19 protein-coding genes are annotated in these 24,476 nt (G+C 63.2%); 4 read left to right on the forward strand and 15 right to left on the reverse strand.

Features of this window, described 5'->3' with window-relative positions:
• The first annotated feature begins 5 nt into the window (after positions 1 to 5).
• Both BTW07_RS00100 and fabG read left to right on the forward strand, forming a co-directional pair.
• Positions 6 to 521: a hotdog family protein gene (locus BTW07_RS00100; protein ID WP_208605352.1), complete on the forward strand. Its 516-nt coding sequence runs from the start codon at positions 6 to 8 to the stop codon at positions 519 to 521.
• Positions 522 to 563: 42 nt separating this feature from the next.
• On the forward strand, positions 564 to 1,301 hold the full coding sequence (gene fabG, locus BTW07_RS00105; protein ID WP_075568120.1) for a 3-oxoacyl-ACP reductase FabG: 738 nt from the start codon (positions 564 to 566) through the stop codon (positions 1,299 to 1,301).
• Between the two features lie 22 nt (positions 1,302 to 1,323).
• Here fabG and BTW07_RS00110 read toward each other — a convergent pair whose 3' ends face one another.
• Complete coding sequence (locus BTW07_RS00110) at positions 1,324 to 1,509, reverse strand: hypothetical protein (protein ID WP_075568121.1); 186 nt, start codon at positions 1,507 to 1,509, stop codon at positions 1,324 to 1,326.
• Between the two features lie 225 nt (positions 1,510 to 1,734).
• On the opposite strand from BTW07_RS00110, the gene mutS reads away from it, so the two are divergent.
• Together mutS and fdxA are read left to right on the forward strand one after the other, a co-directional pair.
• Positions 1,735 to 4,317, forward strand: coding sequence for a DNA mismatch repair protein MutS (mutS, locus tag BTW07_RS00115; RefSeq protein WP_075568122.1), 2,583 nt, complete (start codon positions 1,735 to 1,737; stop codon positions 4,315 to 4,317).
• 240 nt (positions 4,318 to 4,557) lie between these two features.
• On the forward strand, positions 4,558 to 4,881 hold the full coding sequence (fdxA, locus tag BTW07_RS00120; protein WP_075561136.1) for a ferredoxin FdxA: 324 nt from the start codon (positions 4,558 to 4,560) through the stop codon (positions 4,879 to 4,881).
• Positions 4,882 to 4,973: 92 nt separating this feature from the next.
• Here the strand turns inward: fdxA and eno are convergent, their stop codons facing one another.
• From eno to pilM, 14 genes are all read right to left on the reverse strand, one after another.
• Positions 4,974 to 6,266 carry a phosphopyruvate hydratase gene (gene eno / locus BTW07_RS00125; protein ID WP_075568123.1) on the reverse strand — a complete coding sequence of 431 codons (1,293 nt, stop codon included), beginning with the start codon at positions 6,264 to 6,266 and terminating at the stop codon, positions 4,974 to 4,976.
• Positions 6,267 to 6,455: 189 nt separating this feature from the next.
• Entirely contained in the window at positions 6,456 to 8,114 is a 1,659-nt protein-coding gene (locus BTW07_RS00130) for a CTP synthase (RefSeq protein ID WP_075568124.1), read from the reverse strand.
• A gap of 142 nt (positions 8,115 to 8,256) precedes the next feature.
• Positions 8,257 to 8,979 (reverse strand): gamma-glutamylcyclotransferase, encoded by a 723-nt coding sequence (locus BTW07_RS00135; protein WP_075568125.1) that lies wholly within the window; start codon positions 8,977 to 8,979, stop codon positions 8,257 to 8,259.
• 195 nt (positions 8,980 to 9,174) lie between these two features.
• On the reverse strand, positions 9,175 to 10,476 hold the full coding sequence (locus tag BTW07_RS00140) for a solute carrier family 23 protein (protein WP_075568126.1): 1,302 nt from the start codon (positions 10,474 to 10,476) through the stop codon (positions 9,175 to 9,177).
• Between the two features lie 202 nt (positions 10,477 to 10,678).
• A complete protein-coding gene (locus BTW07_RS00145; protein WP_144076774.1) occupies positions 10,679 to 10,912 on the reverse strand; it encodes a hypothetical protein in 234 nt (77 codons plus the stop codon).
• Between the two features lie 160 nt (positions 10,913 to 11,072).
• The gene (locus tag BTW07_RS00150; protein WP_075568128.1) at positions 11,073 to 12,503 is read right to left on the reverse strand and encodes an FAD-dependent oxidoreductase; all 1,431 of its coding nucleotides are present in this window, start codon (positions 12,501 to 12,503) and stop codon (positions 11,073 to 11,075) included.
• A 96-nt stretch (positions 12,504 to 12,599) separates the two neighbouring features.
• Positions 12,600 to 17,051, reverse strand: coding sequence for a glutamate synthase large subunit (gltB, locus tag BTW07_RS00155; RefSeq protein ID WP_075568129.1), 4,452 nt, complete (start codon positions 17,049 to 17,051; stop codon positions 12,600 to 12,602).
• Between the two features lie 657 nt (positions 17,052 to 17,708).
• The gene (gene aroB / locus BTW07_RS00160; RefSeq protein ID WP_075568130.1) at positions 17,709 to 18,821 is read right to left on the reverse strand and encodes a 3-dehydroquinate synthase; all 1,113 of its coding nucleotides are present in this window, start codon (positions 18,819 to 18,821) and stop codon (positions 17,709 to 17,711) included.
• Between the two features lie 52 nt (positions 18,822 to 18,873).
• Complete coding sequence (gene aroK / locus BTW07_RS00165; protein WP_075568131.1) at positions 18,874 to 19,434, reverse strand: shikimate kinase AroK; 561 nt, start codon at positions 19,432 to 19,434, stop codon at positions 18,874 to 18,876.
• Positions 19,434 to 21,503: a type IV pilus secretin PilQ gene (locus tag BTW07_RS00170; protein WP_232823891.1), complete on the reverse strand. Its 2,070-nt coding sequence runs from the start codon at positions 21,501 to 21,503 to the stop codon at positions 19,434 to 19,436. The genes aroK and BTW07_RS00170 overlap by 1 nt, the downstream gene beginning before the upstream one ends.
• 29 nt (positions 21,504 to 21,532) lie before the next feature.
• Positions 21,533 to 22,084 carry a pilus assembly protein PilP gene (locus BTW07_RS00175; RefSeq protein ID WP_157958669.1) on the reverse strand — a complete coding sequence of 184 codons (552 nt, stop codon included), beginning with the start codon at positions 22,082 to 22,084 and terminating at the stop codon, positions 21,533 to 21,535.
• Positions 22,081 to 22,767 carry a type IV pilus inner membrane component PilO gene (locus tag BTW07_RS00180; protein ID WP_075568133.1) on the reverse strand — a complete coding sequence of 229 codons (687 nt, stop codon included), beginning with the start codon at positions 22,765 to 22,767 and terminating at the stop codon, positions 22,081 to 22,083. Before BTW07_RS00180 ends, BTW07_RS00175 begins: the two co-directional genes overlap by 4 nt.
• Positions 22,764 to 23,333 (reverse strand): PilN domain-containing protein, encoded by a 570-nt coding sequence (locus BTW07_RS00185; protein ID WP_075568134.1) that lies wholly within the window; start codon positions 23,331 to 23,333, stop codon positions 22,764 to 22,766. The genes BTW07_RS00180 and BTW07_RS00185 overlap by 4 nt, the downstream gene beginning before the upstream one ends.
• A complete protein-coding gene (gene pilM, locus BTW07_RS00190; RefSeq protein WP_075568400.1) occupies positions 23,330 to 24,382 on the reverse strand; it encodes a type IV pilus assembly protein PilM in 1,053 nt (350 codons plus the stop codon). Before pilM ends, BTW07_RS00185 begins: the two co-directional genes overlap by 4 nt.
• Positions 24,383 to 24,476: the final 94 nt, after the last annotated feature.

The raw sequence follows: 24,476 nt of genomic DNA on the forward strand, positions 1-24,476 counted from the left end.
TTCCTGTGATTGCCCCCGACACGGTTTCACCGCCCGGCGCGATGCCATTGCCCGGACCCATCGCGCCGCTGGTCCCCCATGCCCGAGGCATGTGCCTGCTGGACCGGCTGATCGACGCTCACGTGGACGGCGCCACGGCCGAGATCGTCACCCGGCGCGACGATCTGTTTGCCGAAGCCGATGGCATTCCGGCCTGGATCGGCATCGAGTGGCTGGCGCAGACCGTCGCCGCCTGGGCCGGCTTTCGCGCTGCCGCGACCCAGGAGCCGCCGCCCCCGGGTCTGCTGCTGGGCGCCAGGCGCTACCGCGCCCGCGAGCCCGTCTTTGCCTTCGACCAGCGTATCCGCGTCGTCGTGACCATCGACTTCGTCGCCGACAACGGCGTCACCCAGATCAACGGTGAGCTGCAGGTCGCCGAAAACGAGGCTTCGACGGCTCTCGCAGGTAGCGAGGCGCCCTTGGCTCACGGCAGTCTGACGCTCTATCGACCCGACTCGATGCCAATATCCAACCGCGTCTGACGGCATCGGTTTCATCACTCGCAGCGCTACGCTTGAGGCTCCATGGAAGAACGACATTCCGAGACTGTTCTGGTTACCGGTGCCAATCGAGGCATCGGCGAAGCGATCGCCAAACGTCTGGCCTGGGACGGCTACGACCTGGTGCTGCACTGCCGGCGCCCGGGCGACGATATCGACGCGGTCAAGGCTGCAGTGGAAAGCGAAGGTCGCCGAGTGCGCCTCGTTCACTTCGACGTCACCGAGAGAGACACGGTCAAGGCGGTGCTGGAGGCGGACATCGCCGCCCACGGTTGTTACTACGGCGTGATCTGCAACGCCGGCATCACCGCGGACAAGCCTTTTCCGGCCCTGGACGGCGAGGATTGGGATCGCGTCCTGCGGACCAATCTGGATGGCTTCTACAACGTTCTGCACCCACTGGTCATGCCGATGATCCAGCGCCGCAAGCCAGGACGTATCGTGGCGCTCTCCTCGATGTCCGGTTTGACGGGCAATCGCGGTCAAGTCAATTACAGCGCAGCCAAGGCCGGAATCATCGGCGCCAGCAAGGCGCTGGCCGTCGAACTCGCCAAGCGTCGGATCACGGTCAACTGCGTCGCGCCCGGCTGGATCGAGACACGCATGACCGACGAGCTACCGCGCGATGAGATTCGCAAGCTGATCCCCATGCAGCGCACCGGAACAACCGAGGACGTCGCCGGCACCGTGAGCTTTCTCTGCTCGGCGGATGCCGCCTATATCACACGACAGGTGATCGCGGTGAACGGCGGCATGTGCTGACCGCCAGTGGCAGAGAAGACGCTCAGTCCGGGGCACGGGGATTCAGCACCGGCGGCAATGCCGCCGGTCGACGGGCCGCCAGTTCGGCAACGGCGATCTCCAGCAGCACCACGGCCAGCTCGCTCAAGTTGACGTTGCGTTTGTTGGCTTCGATCGCCAATAGCCGATATGTGGAGTCGCTGAGGTGGTTTAGCACCAACCGGGCCATAGGGAAGTCCTCGAGTGCCAGTGTCAACACTGTAACGAGTTATCGACGGGCTCTCAGGTTGAAATCACTAGACCTGAGGCATGATCCCCACTAAGGCGGAGCGGCCGTCGCCTCGTGCCGTGCTGGACCCAGCCACTGCGTGGTAACCTTGCCCCTCATCGTATGACCCCGGCATCCCGATGCCCCATCTGTGCCACAAGAATCGACGGAGCTTACCGAGAAACCATGCAGGACGCGGCCTCCAGCAAGAACACTCAGCATACGCCGATGATGGCGCAATACCTCAACATCAAGCGTGAACATCCGGATGTCCTGCTGTTCTACCGCATGGGTGATTTTTACGAGCTGTTCTTCGATGACGCCAAGCGGGCATCGCGGCTGCTCGATATCACGCTGACGGCGCGCGGCCAGTCGGGAGGCAAACCCATTCCCATGGCCGGGATCCCCTACCATAGCGCCGAGTCCTACCTGGCACGGCTGGTCAAATCCGGCGAATCGGTGGCGATCTGCGAACAGATCGGCGATCCGAGCACATCCAAGGGCCCGGTCGAACGTCGCGTCGTGCGTATCGTCACGCCGGGCACGCTGCACGACGAGGCACTGCTGGATGCCGGCCGCGACAACCTGCTGGTAGCGCTGCACCAGGCCGGCGAGCGCTGGGGAATTGCCTGGCTCGAGCTCTCCAGCGGTCGTTTCAGCCTGCTCGAGGTCGATGGAGAAGCCGACATGCTGGCCGAGATCCATCGTCTGCAACCCGCGGAGCTGCTCGCGGCCGAGAGTCTCGATCTGTCACCGTCGCTGGCCTCGCGGTCCGGCCTGCGCCGCCAGAACGACTGGCACTTCGATCTGGCGACCGCCACCCGGCTGCTGTGCGATCAGTTCGAGGTCGCCGATCTCAGAGGCTTCGGCTGCACGCATCTCGAATCCGCGCTGATCGCGGCCGGTGTGCTGATCGATTACGCCCGGGATACCCAGCGCTCGCGTCTGCCACATGTCACGGCGCTGGGCGTCGAGAACCGTGACGACGCCGTGGTGATCGATGCCGCCAGTCGGCGCAACCTCGAGATCGACATCAACCTCGGCGGCGGCAGCGACAACACCTTGGCCAGCGTGCTCGACACCAGCGTGACACCAATGGGGTCGCGTCTGCTCAAGCGCTGGCTCAATCGGCCGCTACGGGACCGCACCCAGATCGGCGGACGCCAGGCAGCCGTGCAGCTGCTGCTGGATGATGACCGGTATCTGCTGGTCCGCGAACCGCTCGGCGAGGTCGGTGACGTCGAGCGGATCCTCGCCCGCGTGGCCCTGCGCAGCGCCCGCCCGCGCGATCTGGCCCGCCTGCGTGATGCGCTCAACGTATTGCCGACGCTAGAGAGCGAACTGCAGCGGATCGAGGGCGACAGTGCACTAAACGATCTCGCTCGCCACATCCGGCCCTACCCCGAGCTGGCCGAGACACTGACACGAGCGATGATCGACAATCCGCCGGTGGTGATTCGAGAGGGTGGCGTCATTCGTGAAGGGTTCGACGCCGAGCTCGACGAGTATCGCGGTCTGGCCGAGCACGCCGGCGAGTATCTGGTCCAGCTCGAGGTGCGCGAGCGCGAGCGCTCCGGCCTGGCTGGCCTCAAGGTCGGCTATAACCGGGTTCATGGCTACTACATCGAAATTCCCCGCGCCCAGGCGCGGGACGTGCCGGCGGACTACATCCGCCGCCAGACGCTGAAGAATGCCGAGCGCTTCATCATCCCCGAACTCAAGGAGTTCGAGGACAAGGCGCTATCCGCCAAATCCCGCGCGCTGGCGCGAGAAAAACTGCTTTACGAAAGCCTGATCGACACACTCAATGCCGATCTCGATGCGCTGCAGGCCACCGGGCGCTCGCTAGCGGCGCTGGATGTCCTCTGTGCCTTCGCCGAGCGTGCCCAACATCTCGAATTCGTGCGCCCGCAGCTGTCGGAGACCCCCGGATTCAAACTCATCGGCGGCCGCCACCCGGTCGTGGAGCATGTCAGCCAGCATCCGTTCGTGCCCAACGATCTCGTGCTCGACGAGGATCGCCGCATGCTGGTGATCACCGGTCCCAACATGGGCGGCAAGTCTACCTACATGCGCCAGGCAGCATTGATCGCCCTGCTCTCGCACACCGGCAGCTTCGTGCCGGCGGACAGTGCCGAAATCGGCCCGGTGGATCGTATCTTCACGCGTATCGGCTCCAGCGACGATTTGGCCGGCGGGCGCTCCACCTTCATGGTGGAGATGACCGAAACCGCCAGCATTCTCCATAACGCTACCGCCGAGAGCCTGGTGCTGATGGACGAGATAGGCCGCGGCACCAGCACCTTCGATGGCCTGTCACTCGCCTGGGCCAGCGCCGAACACCTGGCTAACCGGCGCGCCTTCACGCTGTTCGCCACCCACTATTTCGAGATGACCGCGCTGGCCGAACAGCAGGAAACGGTAGCCAACGTGCACCTGACGGCAGCCGAGCACAAGGACGGTATCGTCTTCATGCACCGTGTCGAGGAGGGCCCTGCCAGCCAGAGCTACGGCCTGCAGGTCGCCCAGCTCGCCGGCGTGCCGCAGAGCGTGATCGCGCGAGCGCGCGACAAGCTGGCCAGTCTTGAGCAGCCCACGGCCATGCCTGTCGCGAATGACGCACGCGCTCAACCCGCCAGGCCTCAGCAGGCAGACATGTTTGCCGCGGTCCCGCATCCAGTACTGGAAGCGCTGGAATCGCTCGACGTCGACTCGCTGACGCCCCGGGCGGCGCTGGACCTGCTCTATGCCTGGCGCGATCAGCGTTGAGACACACGGAAGCTATAACGCCATTCCTCGATGTTCCAGGTAGCGGCTTGCCCGAGCCGGTGCCCGCCGCCTAGAATATGGCGCCATTCGAGTAGCGTGCGGCGGCGCCGTGGAAACGGTGGATTCGAGAACGTCTTCCTCTTCCACCTGGACGCGACAATGGGCTGTGGCACGAAGCCGTAATAAAAGAAGCCGTGATAAAGAAGCCATGACCGGGCCGTCAATCAGGAGAGAACACCCATGACGTTCGTCGTCACCGAGAACTGCATCAAGTGCAAATACACCGACTGCGTCGAAGTCTGCCCGGTGGACTGTTTCTACGAGGGTCCCAACTTCCTCGTCATCCATCCCGACGAGTGCATCGACTGCGCGCTGTGCGAACCGGAGTGCCCTGCGGAGGCGATTTTCTCCGAGGACGAACTGCCTGAAGGCCAGCAGCAGTTCATCGAGCTCAACGCCGAGCTCGCCGAAGTGTGGCCGAACATTGCCGAGCAGAAGGATCCGCCGGAAGATGCCAAGGCGTGGGACGGCAAGCCCAACAAGATCGAGCTGCTCGAACGCTGATTTGCTATTACGCAAATCGGACGCTCGCTGCCGAAGAACGCAGGAAGGCCGCTCGATGAGCGGCCTTCCTGGTTTATCGATCTGCAGCGATCTTACTGCCCCTTGATGGCCTTCAACCCCGGGTAGCTCGCCTTGTCACCCAGCTCCTGCTCGATCACCAGCAGGCGGTTGTACTTGGCGACACGATCGGAGCGGCACAGCGAACCGGTCTTGATCTGACCGGCGGCAGTACCCACGGCGAGATCGGCGATGGTGGTGTCTTCGGTCTCGCCGCTGCGGTGGGAGATGACCGCGGTGAAACCGGCATCCTGCGCCATCCGGATCGCATCCAGCGTCTCGGAGAGCGAACCGATCTGGTTGAACTTGATCAGAATCGAGTTGCCGATTTTCTCGTCGATACCGCGCTTGAGGATTCTGGTGTTGGTGACGAACAGATCGTCCCCGACCAGTTGAATCTTGTCGCCCAGTTTCTCGGTCAGTGCCTTCCAGCCGTCCCAGTCCGACTCGTCCATGGCATCTTCGATCGAGACGATCGGATACTGATCGCAGAGATCCGCCAGATAGTCGGTGAAGCCGGCGGCGTCGTACTGCTTGCCTTCACCAGCAAGATCGTAGACGCCATCCTTGAAGAACTCACTGGCAGCGCAGTCGAGCGCCAGCGTGACGTCGTCGCCCAGCGTGTAGCCGGCATCACTGACCGCCTGCTTGATCACCGCCAGCGCTTCGGCGTTGGACGCCAGGTTCGGCGCGAAGCCGCCCTCGTCGCCCACCGAGGTGGACAGCCCCTTGGCCGTCAGCACTTTCTTCAGCGAGTGGAAGATCTCGGCACCCATGCGCAGCGCTTCACGGAAGTTCGGTGCGCCGACCGGCTGGACCATGAATTCCTGAATATCGACGTTGTTGTCGGCATGCTCGCCGCCGTTGATGATGTTCATCATCGGCACCGGCATGATGTACTGACCCGGCTGGCCATAAAGCTCGGCGATGTGAGCGTAGAGCGGCACGCCTTTCTCGGTCGCCGCGGCCTTGGCCGCGGCCAGCGACACCGCGAGAATCGCATTGGCGCCAAGACTGGCCTTGTTGTCGGTGCCATCCAGGGCCAGCATGGCGTCATCGAGGGCGCGCTGATCGCTGGCATCCATTCCCATCAGCCGCTCGCGAATCTTGCCGTTGACGGCATCGACGGCCTTCAACACGCCCTTGCCGAGGTAGCGTGACTTGTCTCCGTCACGCAGTTCCAGCGCTTCACGCGAACCGGTGGAAGCACCGCTGGGCGCGCAGGCGCTGCCGGTAATACCGCCACTCAGGGTGACCTGAGCCTGAACGGTGGGGTTGCCGCGGGAATCGAGCACTTCGAGGGCGCGGATATCAACGATCTCAGCCATGTTACGTCGTCCTGTCGGTTGAAAAATCAATGATCGAGGGTGAAACGCCCGTTCCTTGGCGTGCAGTTGCGGGCGTGGTGATTCCATCATGTCAGCAGTTCTGGAGCTTAGCCAGCGCAGGGATCCCAGGTCCAGCGTCTCCAACGACAGCGGGGGATGAATCGCTTCATCCCCCGCCAGGTCATTCGATCACTCCTGATGCGCCATGCCATGCTGACGCTGGCGTTGCGCCTTGTGCTCCAGCGCCGCATTGACGAAACCGGTGAACAGCGGATGCCCGTCGCGCGGCGTCGAAGTGAACTCGGGATGGAACTGACACGCCACGAACCAGGGGTGATCCGGCAGTTCGATCATCTCGACCAGCGACTGATCGCCGCTCTTGCCCGACACGATGAGACCGGCCGCCTCGAGTTGCTCGACGAACTGCTCGTTGACCTCGAAACGATGCCGATGACGCTCGGTGATCGTATCCAGCCCGTACACCTCATGCGCTCTGGAACCCGGCTTGAGTCGGCACTCCTGCCCGCCGAGACGCATGGTGCCACCCAGATCGGAAGCTTCGTCACGCAGCTCGATCTGCCCTTCCGGGTTGATCCACTCGGTAATCAGGCCGACCACCGGATGCTGGGTCTCGCGAGTGAACTCGGTGGAGTTGGCGTCTTCCCAACCCGCCACGTGGCGCGCGAACTCGATCACCGCCACCTGCATGCCGAGACAGATGCCGAGATAGGGAACGTCGTTCTCGCGGGCGAAACGGGCGGCCTGAATCTTGCCTTCCACGCCGCGCTCACCGAAGCCGCCCGGCACCAGAATCGCATCCTTCCCAGCCAGGCGCTCGGTGCCGTGACGCTCGATCAGTTCGGCGTCGATATACTCGACGTTGACCTTCACGCGGGTCTGGATGCCGGCGTGAATCAGCGCCTCGTTGAGCGACTTGTAGGCGTCGAGCAGCTCCATGTACTTGCCGACCATGGCGATATTGATCGTCTTGAGCGGATTGAGCTTGGCGTCGAGGACGTGGATCCATTCGGCGAGATCCGCCTGCGGCGCCTCGAGACGGAACTTGTCGCAGACGATATCGTCGAGCCCCTGCTCGTGCAGCATCAGCGGAATGCGATAGATAGTGTCGGCATCCTGCAGCGGGATGACCGCACGCTCTTCGACATTGGTAAACAGCGCGATCTTGCGCCGCTCGCTCTCCTCGAGCTCGACTTCGCTGCGGCAGATCAGGATGTCCGGCTGGATCCCGATCGAACGCAGCTCCTTGACGCTGTGCTGGGTCGGCTTGGTCTTGGTCTCGCCGGCGGTCTTGATGTAGGGCACCAGCGTCAGGTGCATGAACAGCGCCCGGTTGGCCCCGACTTCGCTCCGCAGCTGACGGATGGACTCCAGAAACGGCAGCGATTCGATGTCGCCCACGGTGCCGCCGATCTCGACCAGCGCCACGTCGTAACCTTCTCCCCCCTTGATCACACGGTGCTTGATCTCGTCGGTGATGTGCGGGATGACCTGCACCGTGCCGCCGAGATAATCGCCACGGCGCTCCTTGCGCAGCACGTGCTCGTAGACCCGACCGGTGGTGAAGTTGTTGCTCTGGGTCATCTTGGTACGGATGAAGCGCTCGTAATGTCCCAGGTCGAGATCGGTTTCCGCGCCATCCTCGGTGACGAATACTTCGCCATGCTGAAACGGACTCATGGTGCCCGGATCGACGTTGATGTACGGATCCAGTTTGAGGATGGTGACCTTGAGGCCGCGGGCCTCGAGGATCGCCGCCAGCGAGGCGGATGCAATACCCTTGCCCAGAGAGGACACAACGCCGCCGGTCACGAAGATATATCGTGTCATGGAAAACCTGTCGAATCGTGGTCGTAAAGCTCGTGAGAAAAGACCCGGGGGAGAAAGTCGGGCCAGGATGGGACGTCAGATTACCAGAGTCGTTCGAAAGGCTCAATTTTGGATCGCGCGGTCGACGTGCCGAGGAGACCGATCAATCCGCCACGGCGCGCTGCAGCGACTCCAGCCGACGATCCCGGATGCCGAGCGCATGGAGGTCGCCCACCGTATTGTCGAGATATTCGCGGCACGATCCCAGCACGCCGCGGCCGGTACGCAACAGGTGCACCACCGTCTCGTCGGACTGGCGACCGATATAGCGGTCGTGATGCGGATTGATCACGAAGGCGACGCCCCAGATCGGGCCGACGTCCGTCTTCAGCTTGATCCAGCGCGGTCGATAGGCGCCGGTCAGCATCTCGCGTCGCCACACCAGCGTCAGCTCCCGCTCCAGATTGTCGCCGGGTACACGCAGCGCAACGCCATGGCAAGAGCCGCCCGGCGCCAAGGCCAGCATCAGCCCCGGGGTTTCAGGCGTACCGCGGCCATGATCGAGCTTGAGGCAGAAATCGCGATGATAACCGTACAGTCGGCAGGTATGACGTTCGGCAACCTCGACACACGGATTCCAGATCAACGAACCGTAGGCGAACAGATAGACACCGTCACTGATGCTTACGCCAGGCGGCGCCGTGTCCAGAACGTGGTGGATGGAGCTGCGAAGCTCCTGATGGCTCTTCAACGCCACCTCGGGATAGACATGTTCGAAGTGACGACGAATCAGATCCTGCTCCAGCACCTCGCGTGTCATGGCGATCGACTTCTCCGCGGAAGTGTCTTCGTCGGCGCATATGTCGCTGGGCTGCGGCTCACTCATTGGGGGCTCTATCTCGGGCACGATCGGTATGATTCAGCATTGACAGGGTGACGACCACGGATGGCTGGCACCGTCACCCCAGACTAACGTCCAACGCGCGCAAAGCGAAGCGCTAGTTCGGCGCCGGCATCAACTCCTGAGCATTGACCCGCGGGCATCAAGCCTAACTGCAAGGCCGGACCGCGAACCCGGCAATCAATCGTGCCGTCGGCAACCGGCACCATGACGCAGGACGAGATGCAGAAGGATCGCGCCGAAGGTGGCGGTGCCGATCCCATCGAGGGTGAAGTCGCCGACGGCGATCGAGAAGTTGCCTGCCCCCAGCACCAGCGTCACCGCCGCGACGATCAGATTGGTGTTGTCACCCAGGTCGACCTCGTTCTGGATCCAGATGCGGGCGCCGGCTACCGCGATCAGACCGAACACCACGATCGATGCGCCGGCCAGCACCGGCCCGGGGATCGTCTGGATCAGCGCGCCGAAACGCGGCGAGAACCCGAGCAGAATGGCAAATCCGGCGGCCGCGACGAAGATCAGCGTCGAGTAGACCCGCGTCACCGCCATCACACCGATATTTTCGGCATAGGTGGTCACGCCGGTGCCGCCGGACGCCCCCGACACCATCGTCGCCAGCCCGTCGCCCAGAAAGGCCCGGCCGATGTAGGGGTCGAGATCGCGGCCGGTCATCGCCCCCACCGCCTTGATGTGGCCGAGGTTTTCCGCCACCAGAATCACCGCGACCGGCGCGATCAGCACCATCGCCTGCGGACTGAAGGTCGGCGCCGTGAATGCGGGCAGGCCGAACCAGGCGGCATTCTCGATGATCGAGAAATCGATCGGCGCGCCCCAGCCCAGTCCATTGGTGACCAGCGCATAGATCGCGTAGGCCGCCATCAATCCGACCAGAATCAGCAGCCGCTGGAGCATGCCGCGAGTCAGCACCGCAGCCAGACCGATGCAGAGAATGGTCACCAGTGCCATCGCGGCATCGAAGTTGGAGCCCTTCACGCTGGAAACCGCCACCGGGGCCAGGTTGAGCCCGATGGTCATGACGATCGCACCGGTCACCACCGGCGGCAGCAGGAACTCGATCCAGCGCGTCCCCGATGCCATCACGACGAGACCGATCAGCGCATAGATCGCACCACAGGCAATGATGCCGCCCAGCGCCAGCCCGATCGAAGGATTGCCGCCGCTCCCGGCATATCCGGTGGCCGCGATCACCACGCCGATGAAGGCAAAACTCGAGCCCAGATAGCTGGGCACCCGCCCGCCAACCACCACGAAGAACAATAGCGTGCCGATCCCCGACATCAGAATGGCCAGATTGGGATCGAACCCCATCAGCAGTGGCGCCAGCACAGTGGAGCCGAACATGGCGACGGCGTGCTGAATTCCCATCAGCAATGTCTGCGCCGCCGGCAACCTCTCGTCGGGCGCGACCACACCTTGGCGAGCGGCTTCGACGCGGCGCCAGCGGGGAAACCAGGATGACATCGTTGTTGTTCTCCAGAATGAAATGAAGGGGAAAACGGCCGCTACCACGTCGAGCAGCGAACTCCAGACACCAAAACGCCAACGGCGGGAATGAACCCTGGCCATTGGCGCTTTTCCCTATCCGCTGCCTTCAAGCCCGGCACATCCATTCTGACATGTTGGCCTGAGATGACGGACTGACACTCCGGCTTCAGCGATGGTGCTATTCGGGCAGCCGGGCCGCCAGGATCTTGGCGCGACGCTCGATCTCCTCGAGCATCCCTGCACACTCGTCCGACATCCCGCTGTCATTCAATTTGGCGAGTGAGAACAGCGCCTTGAGCTGCCCACTGATCATGATGGCCTGATGGCCGCCGTCCTGATCCAGCACATGATCTTCCAGCGCTCGCAGTTGGGTGTTTGCCTGGTCGAGAATGTTGCGTTCAAGCCTGATCATGATGTGACCTTTCTGAGAATTGCGGTTCGTTTCGAGCGCGCCACTGTAAAGGCTCATCGCGCTTTATACCATCGCCCAAGGGTATCGATCGCCTGAGTGGCAAACGCCAACGGCACCGTCGGCGCCTGCCGGTCATCGACCGATATCGCCTCGGGAAGTCTCAGACCTTGAGATAATCGAGGATACCTTCGGCCGCCTGGCGCCCTTCGTAGACCGCCGTCACCACCAGGTCGGAGCCGCGCACCATATCACCACCGGCAAACACGTTTTCGTTGCTGGTCTGATAGGCGAAGCGCTCCATCTGCGCCGGAATCTCCGGTGCCAGCACGCGGCCGCGTTCGTCGACCTCGATCTGGTGTGTATCGAACCACTCGATTTCGCTCGGCTGGAAGCCGAAGGCGATGACCACCGCGTCGCAGGCCAGGATTTCCTCGGAGCCCGGCACCACTTCCGCACTGCGTCGACCCTTGTCGTCCGGTTCGCCCATGCGGGTGCGCACCAGCTTGACGCCCTCGACCTTGCCTTCACCGACGATCGCCACCGGCTGGCGGTTGAACAGGAACTCGACGCCCTCCTCGCGCGCGTTCTTCACCTCGCGCTTGGAGCCCGGCATGTTCTCCTCGTCACGGCGATAGGCGCAGGTCACGCTGGTCGCCCCCTGGCGGATCGAGGTGCGGTTGCAGTCCATGGCGGTATCACCACCCCCCAGCACCACCACGCGCTTGCCGGCCATCGATACGTAATCGACCGAATCCTGCTCGAAGCCGAGATGATGGTTGGCATTGGCGATCAGGAAGTCGAGCGCCTTGTAGACGCCATCCATCTCCTCGCCGGGGAAACCGCCGACCATGTACTTGTAGGTGCCCATGCCGAGGAAGACTGCGTCGAATTCGTCGTTCAGCTGCTCGAAGGTGATATCGCGACCGATCTCGGTATTGAGTCGGAACTCGATACCCATCTCCTCGAACACCGCGCGGCGCCGCTCCATCACGTGCTTCTCGAGCTTGAACTCGGGAATCCCGAACGTCAGCAGACCGCCGATCTCCGGATAGCGATCGAACACCACCGGCTTGACGCCGTTGCGTACCAGCACATCGGCACATCCCAGCCCGGCCGGGCCTGCGCCGATCACCGCCACGCGCTTGTCGGTCATGGTCACGTTGGACATGTCCGGACGCCAGCCCATGGCAAAGGCGGTATCGGTGATGTACTTCTCCACCGAGCCGATGGTGACGGCACCGAAGCCGTCGTTCAGCGTGCAGTCGCCTTCGCACAGACGATCCTGCGGGCAGACGCGGCCGCAGACTTCCGGCAGCGAGTTGGTGCGGTGCGACATCTCCGCGGCCTCGAGGATGTTGCCCTCGCTGACCAGCTTGAGCCAGTTGGGAATGTAGTTGTGGACCGGGCACTTCCACTCGCAGTAAGGATTGCCGCAATGCAGGCAACGGTGGGCCTGGCTGGCCGCCTCGCTGGGCTTGTACGGCTCGTAGATCTCGGCAAATTCCTTCGCCCGGCTGCGCGCATCCTTTTTCTGCGGATCGCGCCGCCCCACATCGATGAACTGAAAGTCGTTACTCAAACGGTTTGCCATGTTCTCTCTCCTCACTGGGCCGACGACGCTCTAGGATTCCGGCTGATGCCCGCACCCCGGGGCTGAACCCCGGGTCATTCGGGCCATCGCCGCCTCTTACTCAGGCTGGCGCCTGGATTGGGCCAGCAAACCGTTGAGACTTGCGGCCTTGGGCTTCACCAGCCAGAAATGGCGGATGAAGTCGGAGAAATCCTCGAGAATCGCATGCCCCCGTGGCGAATCCGTCTCTTCCACGTATTCGGTAATCACTTCGCGCAGATGACGACGATAGGCTTCCATCGATTCGGTATTGATTCGATGAATTTCCACCAGCTCGTGGTTGTAGCGATCCACGAAACCGCGATCCTCGTCGAGCACGTAGGCGAAGCCGCCGGTCATGCCCGCACCGAAGTTGATCCCGGTCTTGCCGAGCACGCAGACCAGACCGCCGGTCATGTACTCGCAGCAGTGATCGCCGGCGCCCTCGATCACCGCATGGGTGCCGGAGTTGCGCACGCCGAAGCGCTCACCGGCCATGCCCGCGGCGAACAGCTTGCCATCGGTGGCGCCGTACAGGCACGTATTGCCGATGATCGCGGTCTCGTGGCTCAGGAAACGGCTGGCCTTGGGCGGCACGATCACCACCTTGCCACCGTTCATGCCCTTGCCGACATAATCGTTGGCATCGCCTTCCAGATACAGATTCAGCCCGCGCGCGTTCCACACCCCGAAACTCTGACCTGCGACACCGGTGAAGCGCGCCGTGATCGGAGCGTCCTCGAGGCCCGCTTCGCCGTAGCGCTTGGCGATCTCGCCGGAGACCCGTGCCGCTACCGAACGATCGCAGTTGGTGATCTTGAACTCGAACTCGCCCCCGGACTTCGATTCGATCGCCGGCAGCAGCGCGTCGAACACTTCCTGATTCTTGGCGCCGGGGTCATGGGGCACGTTGCGGCTGACCTGGCAGAACTGCGGCGCGTCCTTGGGCACGAAGTCGTTGGCAAGCAACGGGCTCAGGTCGAGCTTGCGCTGTGCCGCCGTCTCGCCTTCCAGCATCTCGAGCAGATCGGTGCGCCCGATCAGATCGGTCAGCTGCCGCACGCCCAGCAGCGCCATCAGTTCCCGCACTTCCTCGGCGATGAAACGGAAGTAGTGCTTGACCATGTCCACCGTGCCGCGGAAGTGCTCGTCGCGCAGCTCCTGATGCTGGGTGGCGACACCGGTGGCGCAGTTGTTGAGGTGGCAGATCTTCAGATACTTGCAGCCCAGCGCCACCATCGGCGCGGTGCCGAAGCCGAAACTCTCCGCTCCCAGAATGGCTGCCTTGACCACGTCGAGGCCGGTCTTGAGCCCACCATCGGTCTGCAGCCGGATCTTGTCGCGCAGGCCGTTGATGCGCAGCGCCTGATGGACCTCCGGCAGCCCCAGCTCCCACGGGCTGCCGGCGTGGCGGATCGAGGTGATTGGGCTCGCCGCGGTGCCGCCGTCGTAGCCGGAGACCGTGATCAGATCGGCGTAGGCCTTGGCCACGCCGGTAGCGATGGTGCCGATACCCGGCTCGGATACCAGCTTGACCGACACCTGCGCGCTCGGGTTGACCTGCTTGAGATCGAAGATCAGCTGGGCCAGATCCTCGATCGAGTAGATGTCGTGGTGCGGCGGCGGCGAGATCAGCGTCACGCCGGGCACGGCGTAGCGCAGCCGCGCGATCATCTCGTTGACCTTGCCGCCCGGCAGCTGACCCCCTTCGCCGGGCTTGGCGCCCTGGGCCACCTTGATCTGCAACACCTCGGCGTTGACCAGATAGGCCGGCGTCACGCCGAAGCGCCCGGAGGCGATCTGCTTGATCTTCGACGAGCGAATGGTGCCGTAACGGGCCGGATCTTCGCCGCCTTCACCGGAGTTGGAACGACCGCCCGTCTCGTTCATCGCCTGGGCCAGCGCCTCGTGCGCCTCGGGCGACAGCGCGCCCAGCGACATCCCGGCGCTGTCGAAACGCAGCAGCAGGCTCTCGACCGGCTCGATCTCGTCCAGCGGCAACGGTTCGGGGGCCGGCTTGAGCTTCAGCAGATCGCGGATGGTGGCGACCGGGCGCTCGTTGACCAGCCGCGCGAACGCCTTCCACTTGGCGTAGTCGCCCTGCTGGACCGCCTGCTGCAGCGTCATCACCACATCGGGATTGTAGGCGTGATACTCGTGGCCGTGGACGAACTTGACCAGCCCGCCCTGACGCATGGTCTTGCGCGGGATCCAGGCATCGCGTGCGGCCAGTTCCTGCTGCATCTGCAGCTCGCTGAATCCGGTGCCCTCGATACGCGACATCATGCCTTCGAAGCACATCTGCATGACCTCGGACCCCAGCCCGACGGCTTCGAACAGCTGCGAGCCGCGGTAGGAGGAGATCTGCGAAATGCCCATCTTCGACAGGATCTTGTAAAGCCCCTTCTGCATGCCCTTGCGATAGTTCTCGCGGGCATCCGCCGGGTTGCCGACCAGCTCGCCGGTACGGTGCATGTCCGCCATCACCTGGTAGGCCAGATACGGATAGACCGCGGTGGCACCGACGCCGAAGAACACCGCCATCTGGTGGGCGTCGCGAGCGTAGCCGGTTTCGACCACGATATTGACCCGCGGACGCAGCGCTAGCCTTGCCAGGTGATGATGCACCGCACCGGTCGCCAGCAGCGCCTGGATCGGCTGCTTGCCTTTTTCGAGCTCGGCATCCGACAGGACCAGGATCACCTTGCCATCATGGGTGGCCTGCTCGGCCTGCTGGCACAGCGCCACCAGCGCCTGCCGTAGCGAGGTCGTCTCGGGATCGTACTGCAACGGCAGGGTGATCGAGGCGAATGCCGGATCTTCCTGGGTCACCAGTGCGGTGAACTTGCGCGGCGACAGCACCGGCGTCGTCAGAATCAGCCGGTGCGCGTGTTCGGGCGTCGCCTCGAAGACGTTCAGCTCGGCCCCGCAGCAGGTCTCAAGCGACATCACGATCGCTTCCCGCAACGGGTCGATCGGCGGATTGGTGACCTGGGCGAATTTCTGGCGGAAGAAATCGGTGAGCAGACGATTCTGGCGCGACAGCACCGCCATCGGCGTATCGTCGCCCATCGAGCCCACCGCTTCCTGACCACTCTCGGCCAGCGGACGCAGCAGCTGATCGCGCTCCTCGAACGTCACCGAGAACATCTTCTGATAGACGTTGAGTTCATCGGTCTCGAACGGCTGGAAGCGCGCCAGCTCGGTCAGTGCGGATTCCAGGTAGTGGGCGTGCTCCTTCAGCCAGCGACGATAGGGATAGGCGGACTTGAGCCGCTGATCGATGTCGTCGGTGTGGAGCACCTCACCGGTCTGGGTATCGACGGCGAGAATCTGGCCCGGCCCGACGCGCCCCTTGGCCACCACGGATTCCGGCTGGTAACTCCATACGCCGATCTCGGAAGAGAGCGTGATGTAGCCGTTATCGGTGATCACCCAGCGCGCCGGACGCAGGCCGTTGCGATCGAGCATGCACACAGCGTGGCGGCCATCGGTCATCACGATGCCGGCGGGGCCGTCCCAAGCTTCCATGTGCATGGAGTTGTATTCATAGAAGGCGCGCAGATCGCCATCCATGGTCTCGACGTTCTGCCACGCCGGCGGCACCATCATCCGCACCGCGTTATAGAGATCCATGCCGCCGGTCAGCAGCACTTCCAGCATGTTGTCCATGCTCGACGAGTCGGAGCCGGTGGTGTTGACGATCTCGTCGAGACCCTCGATATCCGGCAGCAGCTCGTTGACGAAGTTGGCCTTGCGCGCATTGGCCCAACTGCGGTTGGCCTCGATGGTATTGATCTCGCCGTTGTGCGCCATGAAGCGAAACGGTTGAGCCAGCGGCCAGCGCGGCGCGGTATTGGTCGAGAAACGCTGATGAAAGACACAGACGGCGGTCTCGAGACGCTCGTCGCCCAGATCCTGATAGAAGGTGGGCAGATCCGCGGGCATCATCAGACCCTTGTAGGAAACCACCTTGGACGACAGCGAGCAGACGTAGAACTCTTCTTCCTGACGCAGTTTCTGCTCGGTCAGGCGACGGGCCATGAACAGCTCGACGTTGAAAGCGGCATCGGACTGGGAGGCGTCGCCTTCGACGAACACCTGACGAATACGCGGCAGGCACTCGAGTGCCATCGGCCCGCAGACGCTGGGGTCCGTGGGCACATCGCGCCACCCCTTGACGCTCAGCCCCCGCTCGGCCAGCTCGCCTTCCAGCGTTTCCCGAGCGCTCTGCTCGCGGGCGTCGTCATCGGGAAAGAACACCATGCCGACCGCGAAGCGCTCGCCCAGCGTCACGCCCAGTTGATCCTGGGCCAGCGCTCGCATGAAGCTCATCGGCATTTTCAGCAACAGGCCACAGCCATCGCCGGTCTTGCCATCCGCCGCGATTCCGCCACGGTGGGTCATGCAGGTCAGGGATTCGATCGCCGTCTTGAGCAGATCGTGGCTGGCCTGCCCTTCCATATGAGCAATCAGGCCGAAACCGCAGTTGTCGCGGAATTCGCCAGGCTGGTGAAGACCTCTCATCATGGGCGTGCCTCACAAAGCAGTGTCTGAATACAAGGTATTGCATTCGGTCTGATAAAAAGAGATTATTACCGGTTTTCTTATTTTTATGACCGAGTAAATCGCGTCAAAATCGGTCTGATTTTCATCGCGCAACGCTGACAATCTTGCCGCTGGCGCTTGTCAAAAGGCCGGACAGAATAGCCAGTTACCCACCCCAGCGCAATTCGAGCGCCGGCGTTTTTCTCCGTAAACACATTTAAAATCGAAGACTTAGCGAGATAATCGCCAAAATACACTGTTGGCACAAAGGCTTAGACTTTAGGAGTAGACTAAAGTCTAAGCCTTCTGCGCGATGGCCAGATCGGGGTGAGATCTCGGCGCGATACCCATACCGATACGGCATGGAGCATACCAATTATATCGATAACGCATCGAAAAGACAGACACCGGCATCGGGTTGTCGACAAAATTTCCTGGCCACGATGAAGCCTTCTGCCGCCACCCATACGCGAAGCCCGACCGACGGGATGGATGCCCGGACGGGCAGACGGCGTGAAAAGAGGCCCGGAGCTGGCGCCACCCACTGACGCCAGCGGAAATTGGTTAACTGAAGTGACGAGGATCGGTCGGGCTCGCACTGAGGCCGTGCCGGAGAGCAGAACCGGCGACGAGGAAGGATCAGGCTCGCGGAAAATCCGTCAACAGCCGGCCGAGCCGATCGGTATCCGTATCATCGCGGATACAGGCGCGCCCCAGCGTTTCGAGCAGAATCAGTCGCAGACGGCTGTCGACATTCTTCTTGTCGAGGCGCATGCGATCGAGGAAATCATCCGCTGACATGTTTGCCGGCGCCGTCACCGGAAGATCTGCCGCTTTCAGAATCTCGGCGACGCGTTCGACATCGGCCTCGCTCAGCCAGCCGCGCTCGGCCGAGAGTCGAGTCGCCATCATCATGCCGGCCCCGACCGCCTCACCGTGAAGCCAGTTGCCGTAGCCCTGATGCGCCTCGATGGCATGGCCGAAGGTGTGACCCAGATTGAGCAACGCCCGCACGCCCTGCTCGGTCTCGTCTTCCGCGACCACTTCCGCCTTGATCTCGCAACTGCGGCGGATGGCATGGCGAATGGCCGCCCCCTCCAACGCTCGAAGCGCCGCCAGTTCGCCCTCCAGCCATTCGAGGAAGGAAAGGTCCCAGATCAAGCCGTACTTGATCACTTCCGCCAGCCCCGCCGACAGCTCCCGCGCCGGCAGTGTTCGCAGGGTGTCGGTATCGACGATCACCGCTCTGGGCTGCCAGAACGCACCGATCATGTTCTTGCCGCGCGGGTGATTGACGCCGGTCTTGCCCCCGACGGAGGAGTCGACCTGAGCCAGTAGCGTGGTGGGAATCTGAATGAAAGCGACGCCGCGCTGATAACTGGCGGCCGCATAGCCCGTCATGTCACCGATCACCCCGCCCCCGAGCGCGATCAGCGTACAGCGCCGGTTGAAGCCCGCGGCCAGCAGGGCGTCCCAGATGCGCTCGACCGACGCCAGCGACTTGGTCGCCTCGCCGTCGGGCAGGATGACTTCCCGAATTTCCAGCTCGGCGCCGGCAAGCGTCTCCTTGAGTGCCGCGAGATAGTGCGGCGCGATCACCTCGTTGGTCACGATCATGACCTGACGGCCGGCCAGATAAGGCAGCAGGTGCTCTCGACTCGAAAGGATGCCCGCGCCGACGTGAATCGGATAGCTGCGATCCCCCAGCGAAACGTTCAGCGATTCCACGGGAAGCGACGAGACAGAGGACATGGCAGATTACCTTCGATGTGGGCAAGACAGGACCTTCGAGGTGACAACGATCTTACCGCTGATGAGAAAGGGAGGCAGACTCGCCAAGCGGCTCCGCCAGACGCGACACCCGGCGCAGAATATCCCCCACCACGCTTCGGGGACCTCGACGATCCGTACGGACAACGATATCCGCAGTGGCACGATAGAGCGGATCGCGGATCGCGAACAGATCGCGCAGCACCTGCTCGGGATTGGCGGTCTGCAGAAGCGGCCGGTTGCGATCCCGCGAGGTACGTCGAATCTGCTGCTCGACGGTGGTGGCCAGATAGATCACCGTGCCCCGCTCCCGCAGCAGCTGGCGATTGATTTCGCGCATGATCGCGCCGCCACCCGTGGCCATGACGATCTCGCTGCACCGAGTCAGCTCGTCGATCATCGCCGTTTCGCGGTCCCGAAAGCCCTGCTCGCCCTCGACATCAAAAATCCATGGGATATTCGCCCCGCAGCGACCTTCGATTTGATGATCGCTATCCAGGAATTGGCGCTGCAATTCGGCCGCCAGGAGGCGGCCGATTGTACTCTTGCCGGCCCCCATGGGGCCGACCAGGAAAAGATTGGGAAGCGACCGCATCAGCGAATGGCCAGTCCGTCCTCGATGATCTTGGGGGTGATGAATATCAGCAATTCTACCTTCTCGTTGCTTTCCTGGGTATAGCGGAACAGATTGCCGATCACCGGAATGTCGCCGAGGAACGGCGTCTTGAACAGCGTTCGCAGCTGCTCGGAGGTCAGAATGCCGCCCAGCACCACGGTTTCACCGTTGTTGACCAGCACCTGAGTCTGAATCTCGTTGGTGTCGATGGCCGGTGCACCGTCGTAGCGGGTGTCGGAGATATCATCGTTATTGACGCGCAGATCCATGATGATGCGGTCATCGGGGGTAATCTGCGGCGTCACCTCGAGCGACAGCACGGCTTCCTTGAACTCGGTAGTGGTGGCTCCGCTGGACGACGCCTCCTGATACGGCACCTCCTGTCCCTGCTTGATCACAGCGGTACGCTGGTTGGCGGTAATCACCTTGGGCTGGGAGATGGTTTGGCTCTTGCCCTCGCTCTCCAGCGCCCGGAGCTCCAGGTCGATCAGAATGTCGCCGGAAAGATAGCCGAAGCTGAACGCGCTGGCGGGGTTGGTCGCATTGCCCAGATCGACCGCCAGACCGCCGCCATAGGAGGCAGGATCGTCCGACGTCGTGGGCACCGTCGAGGCATCGCCGTCTGCCGCGCCGCCAAGATCGAAGTGGCGCCCGCCATTGGCCGACATGCCCCAGTTGACCCCGAGCTCGCGGGTCGCGCTGTCTCGGGCGATCACGATCCGCGCTTCGATCTGAACCTGACGCACGGGGACGTCGAGATGATCGATGGTGCGCCGGATGGCATCGAGCTGGTCGCGCGTGTCCTGGAGAATCAGCGTGTTGGTACGCGGATCGACGGTGACGCGACCGCGCGCCGACATCATGCCGACGCCCTCCCCCCCCTGCAGCAGCGTGGCCAGGGACTCGGCCTTGGCGTAACGAATCTGCAGAAATTCCGTGGTCAACGGCGCCAGCTGCGCCGACTGCTCGCGCGTTTCCAGCGTCTGGCGCTGCAGGCTGGCCAGCTCGCCGGTCGGCGCCACCATCATCACGTTACCTTCCCGGCGGGCCGACAGACCATGGTTGCGCAATACCAGATCGAGCGCCTGGTCCCACGGCACGTCGGTCAGATTGAGGGTCACGTTGCCCTGCACACCGTCGCTGGCGACCACGTTGAGCCCCGACTCCTCGGCGATGATCGACAGCACGTCCCGTACTGGAATGTCCTGAAAATCGAGGGTGATGCGGTGACCGGTATACTCGGGTCGATTCTCGGCCTGGGGGCGTTCGACACTACCCGCGGGCGCCAGCTCTATCGTCAAACGGCGGCCGTTCTGGGTCACCAACGGCTCCACCGCCTCGGAGGCTACGATGTCGAAGACGATGCCATCGGCGCTGCGACGCGGCACGATACGCGACACACGGGTGCCGAAATCGCTGACGTCGAGCGTCTGGTACTGCTCGTCAGGCAAGCGGGTGCCGGGGAGCGAGACCGAAACCTGGCGTCCCTGCCCCGACACCTCGGCGGCGATACCGGCACGATCGAGCACGAGCTCCAGTTGTCCGGCACCATCCGCGCCGCGTCGAAAGTCGATCGAGGTCACCTCGGGTGGCGTCGACACCGCCGCCATCCCGGACTCGCCAGCAGGCGCGCTCGCGACGGCCGAATCGGTCGCGGCCGACCCAGCGGCCTTGTCGCCGAAATGAACCACGACCTTGCCGTCGAGACGCTCCAATCGGTAGTCGGCAGGCGATGCCAGCTCGAACACCAGCCGGGTACGTGTCCCCGCTCCCAGCACTCTGACCGAATCGACGCCGGCACTGCCGATGGCGAAGCTCGACTGCGACAGGCCGCTCTGGGCCTGCAGCAGATCCAGCGCCAGCCGCGGGGGTGCATCGGTGCGATAACCGCGAATGTCCGGCACGCCGCCGACGAAATCGAGACCGACGTCCAGGCGGCCAGCACCCCGGTCGGTGAAGGTCATCGCCGTCAGCGTCGTCACTGCCGGTGCCGCCCAGGCGGCGAACGCCAGCGCCCACAAGGTCAGTGCTGCTGCGCATGCGACCAAGCACCGTCGAGAAGTCATAGTATCCCCTGCTACCGTTGCCGCCGGCTGCCACCGTCGGATTCTTGTTCTGCCATGTCCAGGCGCTGGAGACGCTCGCTCCAACCCCCTTCGGGAGTGCGGACGGTCTCTACCAGCACCAACCCTCGCGGCTCGACGCTGATGATCCGGCCATAATCCCGGCCCAGATAATCGCCCTTGAAGAGGCGATGGATGGCGCCATCCGGCGCGGAGACCAGCCCCGACAGGGTGTTCCCCACCGTCAACGTGCCCACCAGGCTCAGACTGTCCAGCTCAAAGGCTTCCAGTGGCTGACGTGGACGCTCGGCATCCGGCAGTGGCGTGACATCGGCAGGCTTGACCTCTTCAATCGCTTCAGCCACGAAGGGACTCCGGCGATACGCCTGGTCGTAGCTGGCGGTGGCGTACCGAGGCATCTCCGGTAGCGCCGCAATCTGTCCCTGGGGCTTGTGACGCAGGGTGTCCAGGTGCGCCTGCAGCGCTCCCAGGTTGGCGTCTTCGCAGCCGGCGAGCAGGGCGCCGATGACCAGCCACCCGACGAGGAGAATGCGGCTCGACTTCACGATTTCCCTCTCCGCTTCTGTGAATCGACAGCCGGATCGCGATCCTCTCGATAGCGGTAGGTCTTCGCCAGCATCGCCAGCTTGAGATGGTCACCCACCGGCATCAGCGTGAAATCGTGAAGCGTGACGATCCTCGGCATCGCGGCGACGCGGGCCAGAAAAGCCGATATCTGATGAAAGTCGCCGCGCACCTGAATATCGAAGGGCTGTTCGATGTAGAACTCCTGCTCCACTGCAGGGCGCAGCGTGATGCTATCGATGTCGAGCTGTTGCTCGCGTGCCGCGTCGCTGATGGCGTCCAGCAACGCGGGCACTTCCGCGTCGCTTGGCAACATCTCGAGAACGCTCTGCATGCGAGCCTGGAGTTCGCCCATCTGGCGCTCCATCGCCGGCAGATTGACCGCCTGATAGGAGAGCGTCTCGAAGCGCTGCAACGCCTGCTGCTCCTGCGTGATCAGTCGCTGATGCATTTCCCGCGGCGTCGAGGCCAGCAACCACTGGGTGACCCACATCGATCCCAGCAGCACGCTCAGTGCAATCAATCCCTGGAGCGTAACGGGCCAGGTGCCGGCTTCCTTGACGTCGAGTTCGCGCCACTGCAACTCGCGCAGCTGGCGCCACTGATCTGCGCACGCGCCCCGCCAATCGCTCAGCCATGATCTGTTCGACGCCGGACGCTTCATGAACCCGCCTCCGGTTCGATATCGTCGATGGCGTGCTCATCGACACTCATGTGAAAGCGCTTGGCCGACACCGCGCCCTCGTCGGACTGCACGTCCGACAGCAATGGGATGTCGAACGCGGCGCTGTTGTCGAGCGCCCTCATCTGGTCGGATACCTGGCGATTCGAGGCCGCGACGCCACTCAGCTCGAGCCTGCTGCCCTTGCGGCGCAATTCGGTGTAGTGGACGCCGTCGACCACAGTGGCCGTCAACTGATCGAGAACGCGGATGGTCAGGGGCCTGCTCGACTGCAGCTCGCTGATCACCTCGATCTGTTTCAGCATGCGTTCGCGCAGCTGGCGGAAATCGCGCATCACCTGGATATCACGCGTGAGCGCGTCGGTATCGCGCTGAATCAATGCCAGCCGGGCCTGCCCCGCTCGCACCATGGATTCCTCGTACTGTGCGATGCAAAAACCCACCACCAACCCGAGCAGCAGCGTCAGCAGCAGCCCTTGCTTGAATCGCCGAGTCCGGCGCAGACGGTGTCGCTCCCGCCACGGCAGCAGGTTGATTTCGATCGTCATGACAGCGCCCGCATGGCAAGGCCGCAGGCCGTCAGCATCGCCGGGGCATCCGCGGCCAGGGCACCGACATCCAGCCGCGAGTGGATCCGCATCTGCGCAAAAGGGTTGGCAAGCGTTGCCTCCAGCCCGCTCTGGGCTCGCAGGCGCTCCGCGAACCCCGGTAGCGCACTCGAGCCGCCGGCGAGTACCAGGCGCCGAACCTGCTGCTGCCCCGCGGAGGTGTAATAGAGCTGCAGCGAGCGCCCGATGTGCTGAATCAGGGTATCGATGAACGGCAGCAGGACTTGCTGGCGATAATCGTCGGGCAATCCGCCGCGCTTCTTGGCCCGGCCGGCCGCATCGAAACTCATGCCGTAACGCTTGCTGATGGCATCGGTTAGCTGCCGCCCGCCGTAGAGATTGTCGCGGCTATAGACGATCCTTCCGCCCTTCAGGACATGGAATGCGCACAGGTTGGCGCCGATATCCACCAGCGCCGTACTGTCCCCTTCTTCCTCGTGCGAGGTACGCAGATCACGGCAGACGCGCTCGAGCGCGAAACCCTCGACATCCACGGCCACCGTCTCCAGACCCACCGCTTCCATGGTCGACACCAGCGTTTCGATATCCTGCTGGCGACAGGCCACCAGCAGAATTTCCTGCTGATCGTCATAGCGTGGGTGGGGACCTAACCGCTGAAAGTCGAAAGCGACTTCATTGAGGGGAAACGGGATATGCTTGTCGGACTCCATCTGGATCCGCGCTTCGATCTCGTCGTCACTGAGCGAGGCCGGCAGCGAAAGCACCCGCGTGATCGCCGCCGAACTAGGCACCGCGACCACGGCGCGCCGGGAGCGAAGCTGGGCATGCTCGACCGCGCGACGCAACGTATCCTCGACCTCGCGCTTGTCGCGGATGCGCCTTTCGACGACGGCACCCTCACGCAGGGGACGCACCGCGTAGCTGTCGATTCTCAAGCCGCCGGCGCGACGCTCCAGCTCAAGCAGCTTGACGGTGGCGGACGTGATATCCACGCCCACCAGACCTTGAGAGGATCTTTTCAAGCGCAACACTGTCTTACCCCGCCGGAACTCGAAAATCCTAATCAGGGTTAACGGCGGCACCGAAACCAACTTGAGACATTTTGTTACACTTATTTCTTGG

Origin of the sequence: Salinicola socius (assembly GCF_001937195.1) — a bacterium.
Classification (GTDB): domain Bacteria; phylum Pseudomonadota; class Gammaproteobacteria; order Pseudomonadales; family Halomonadaceae; genus Salinicola; species Salinicola socius.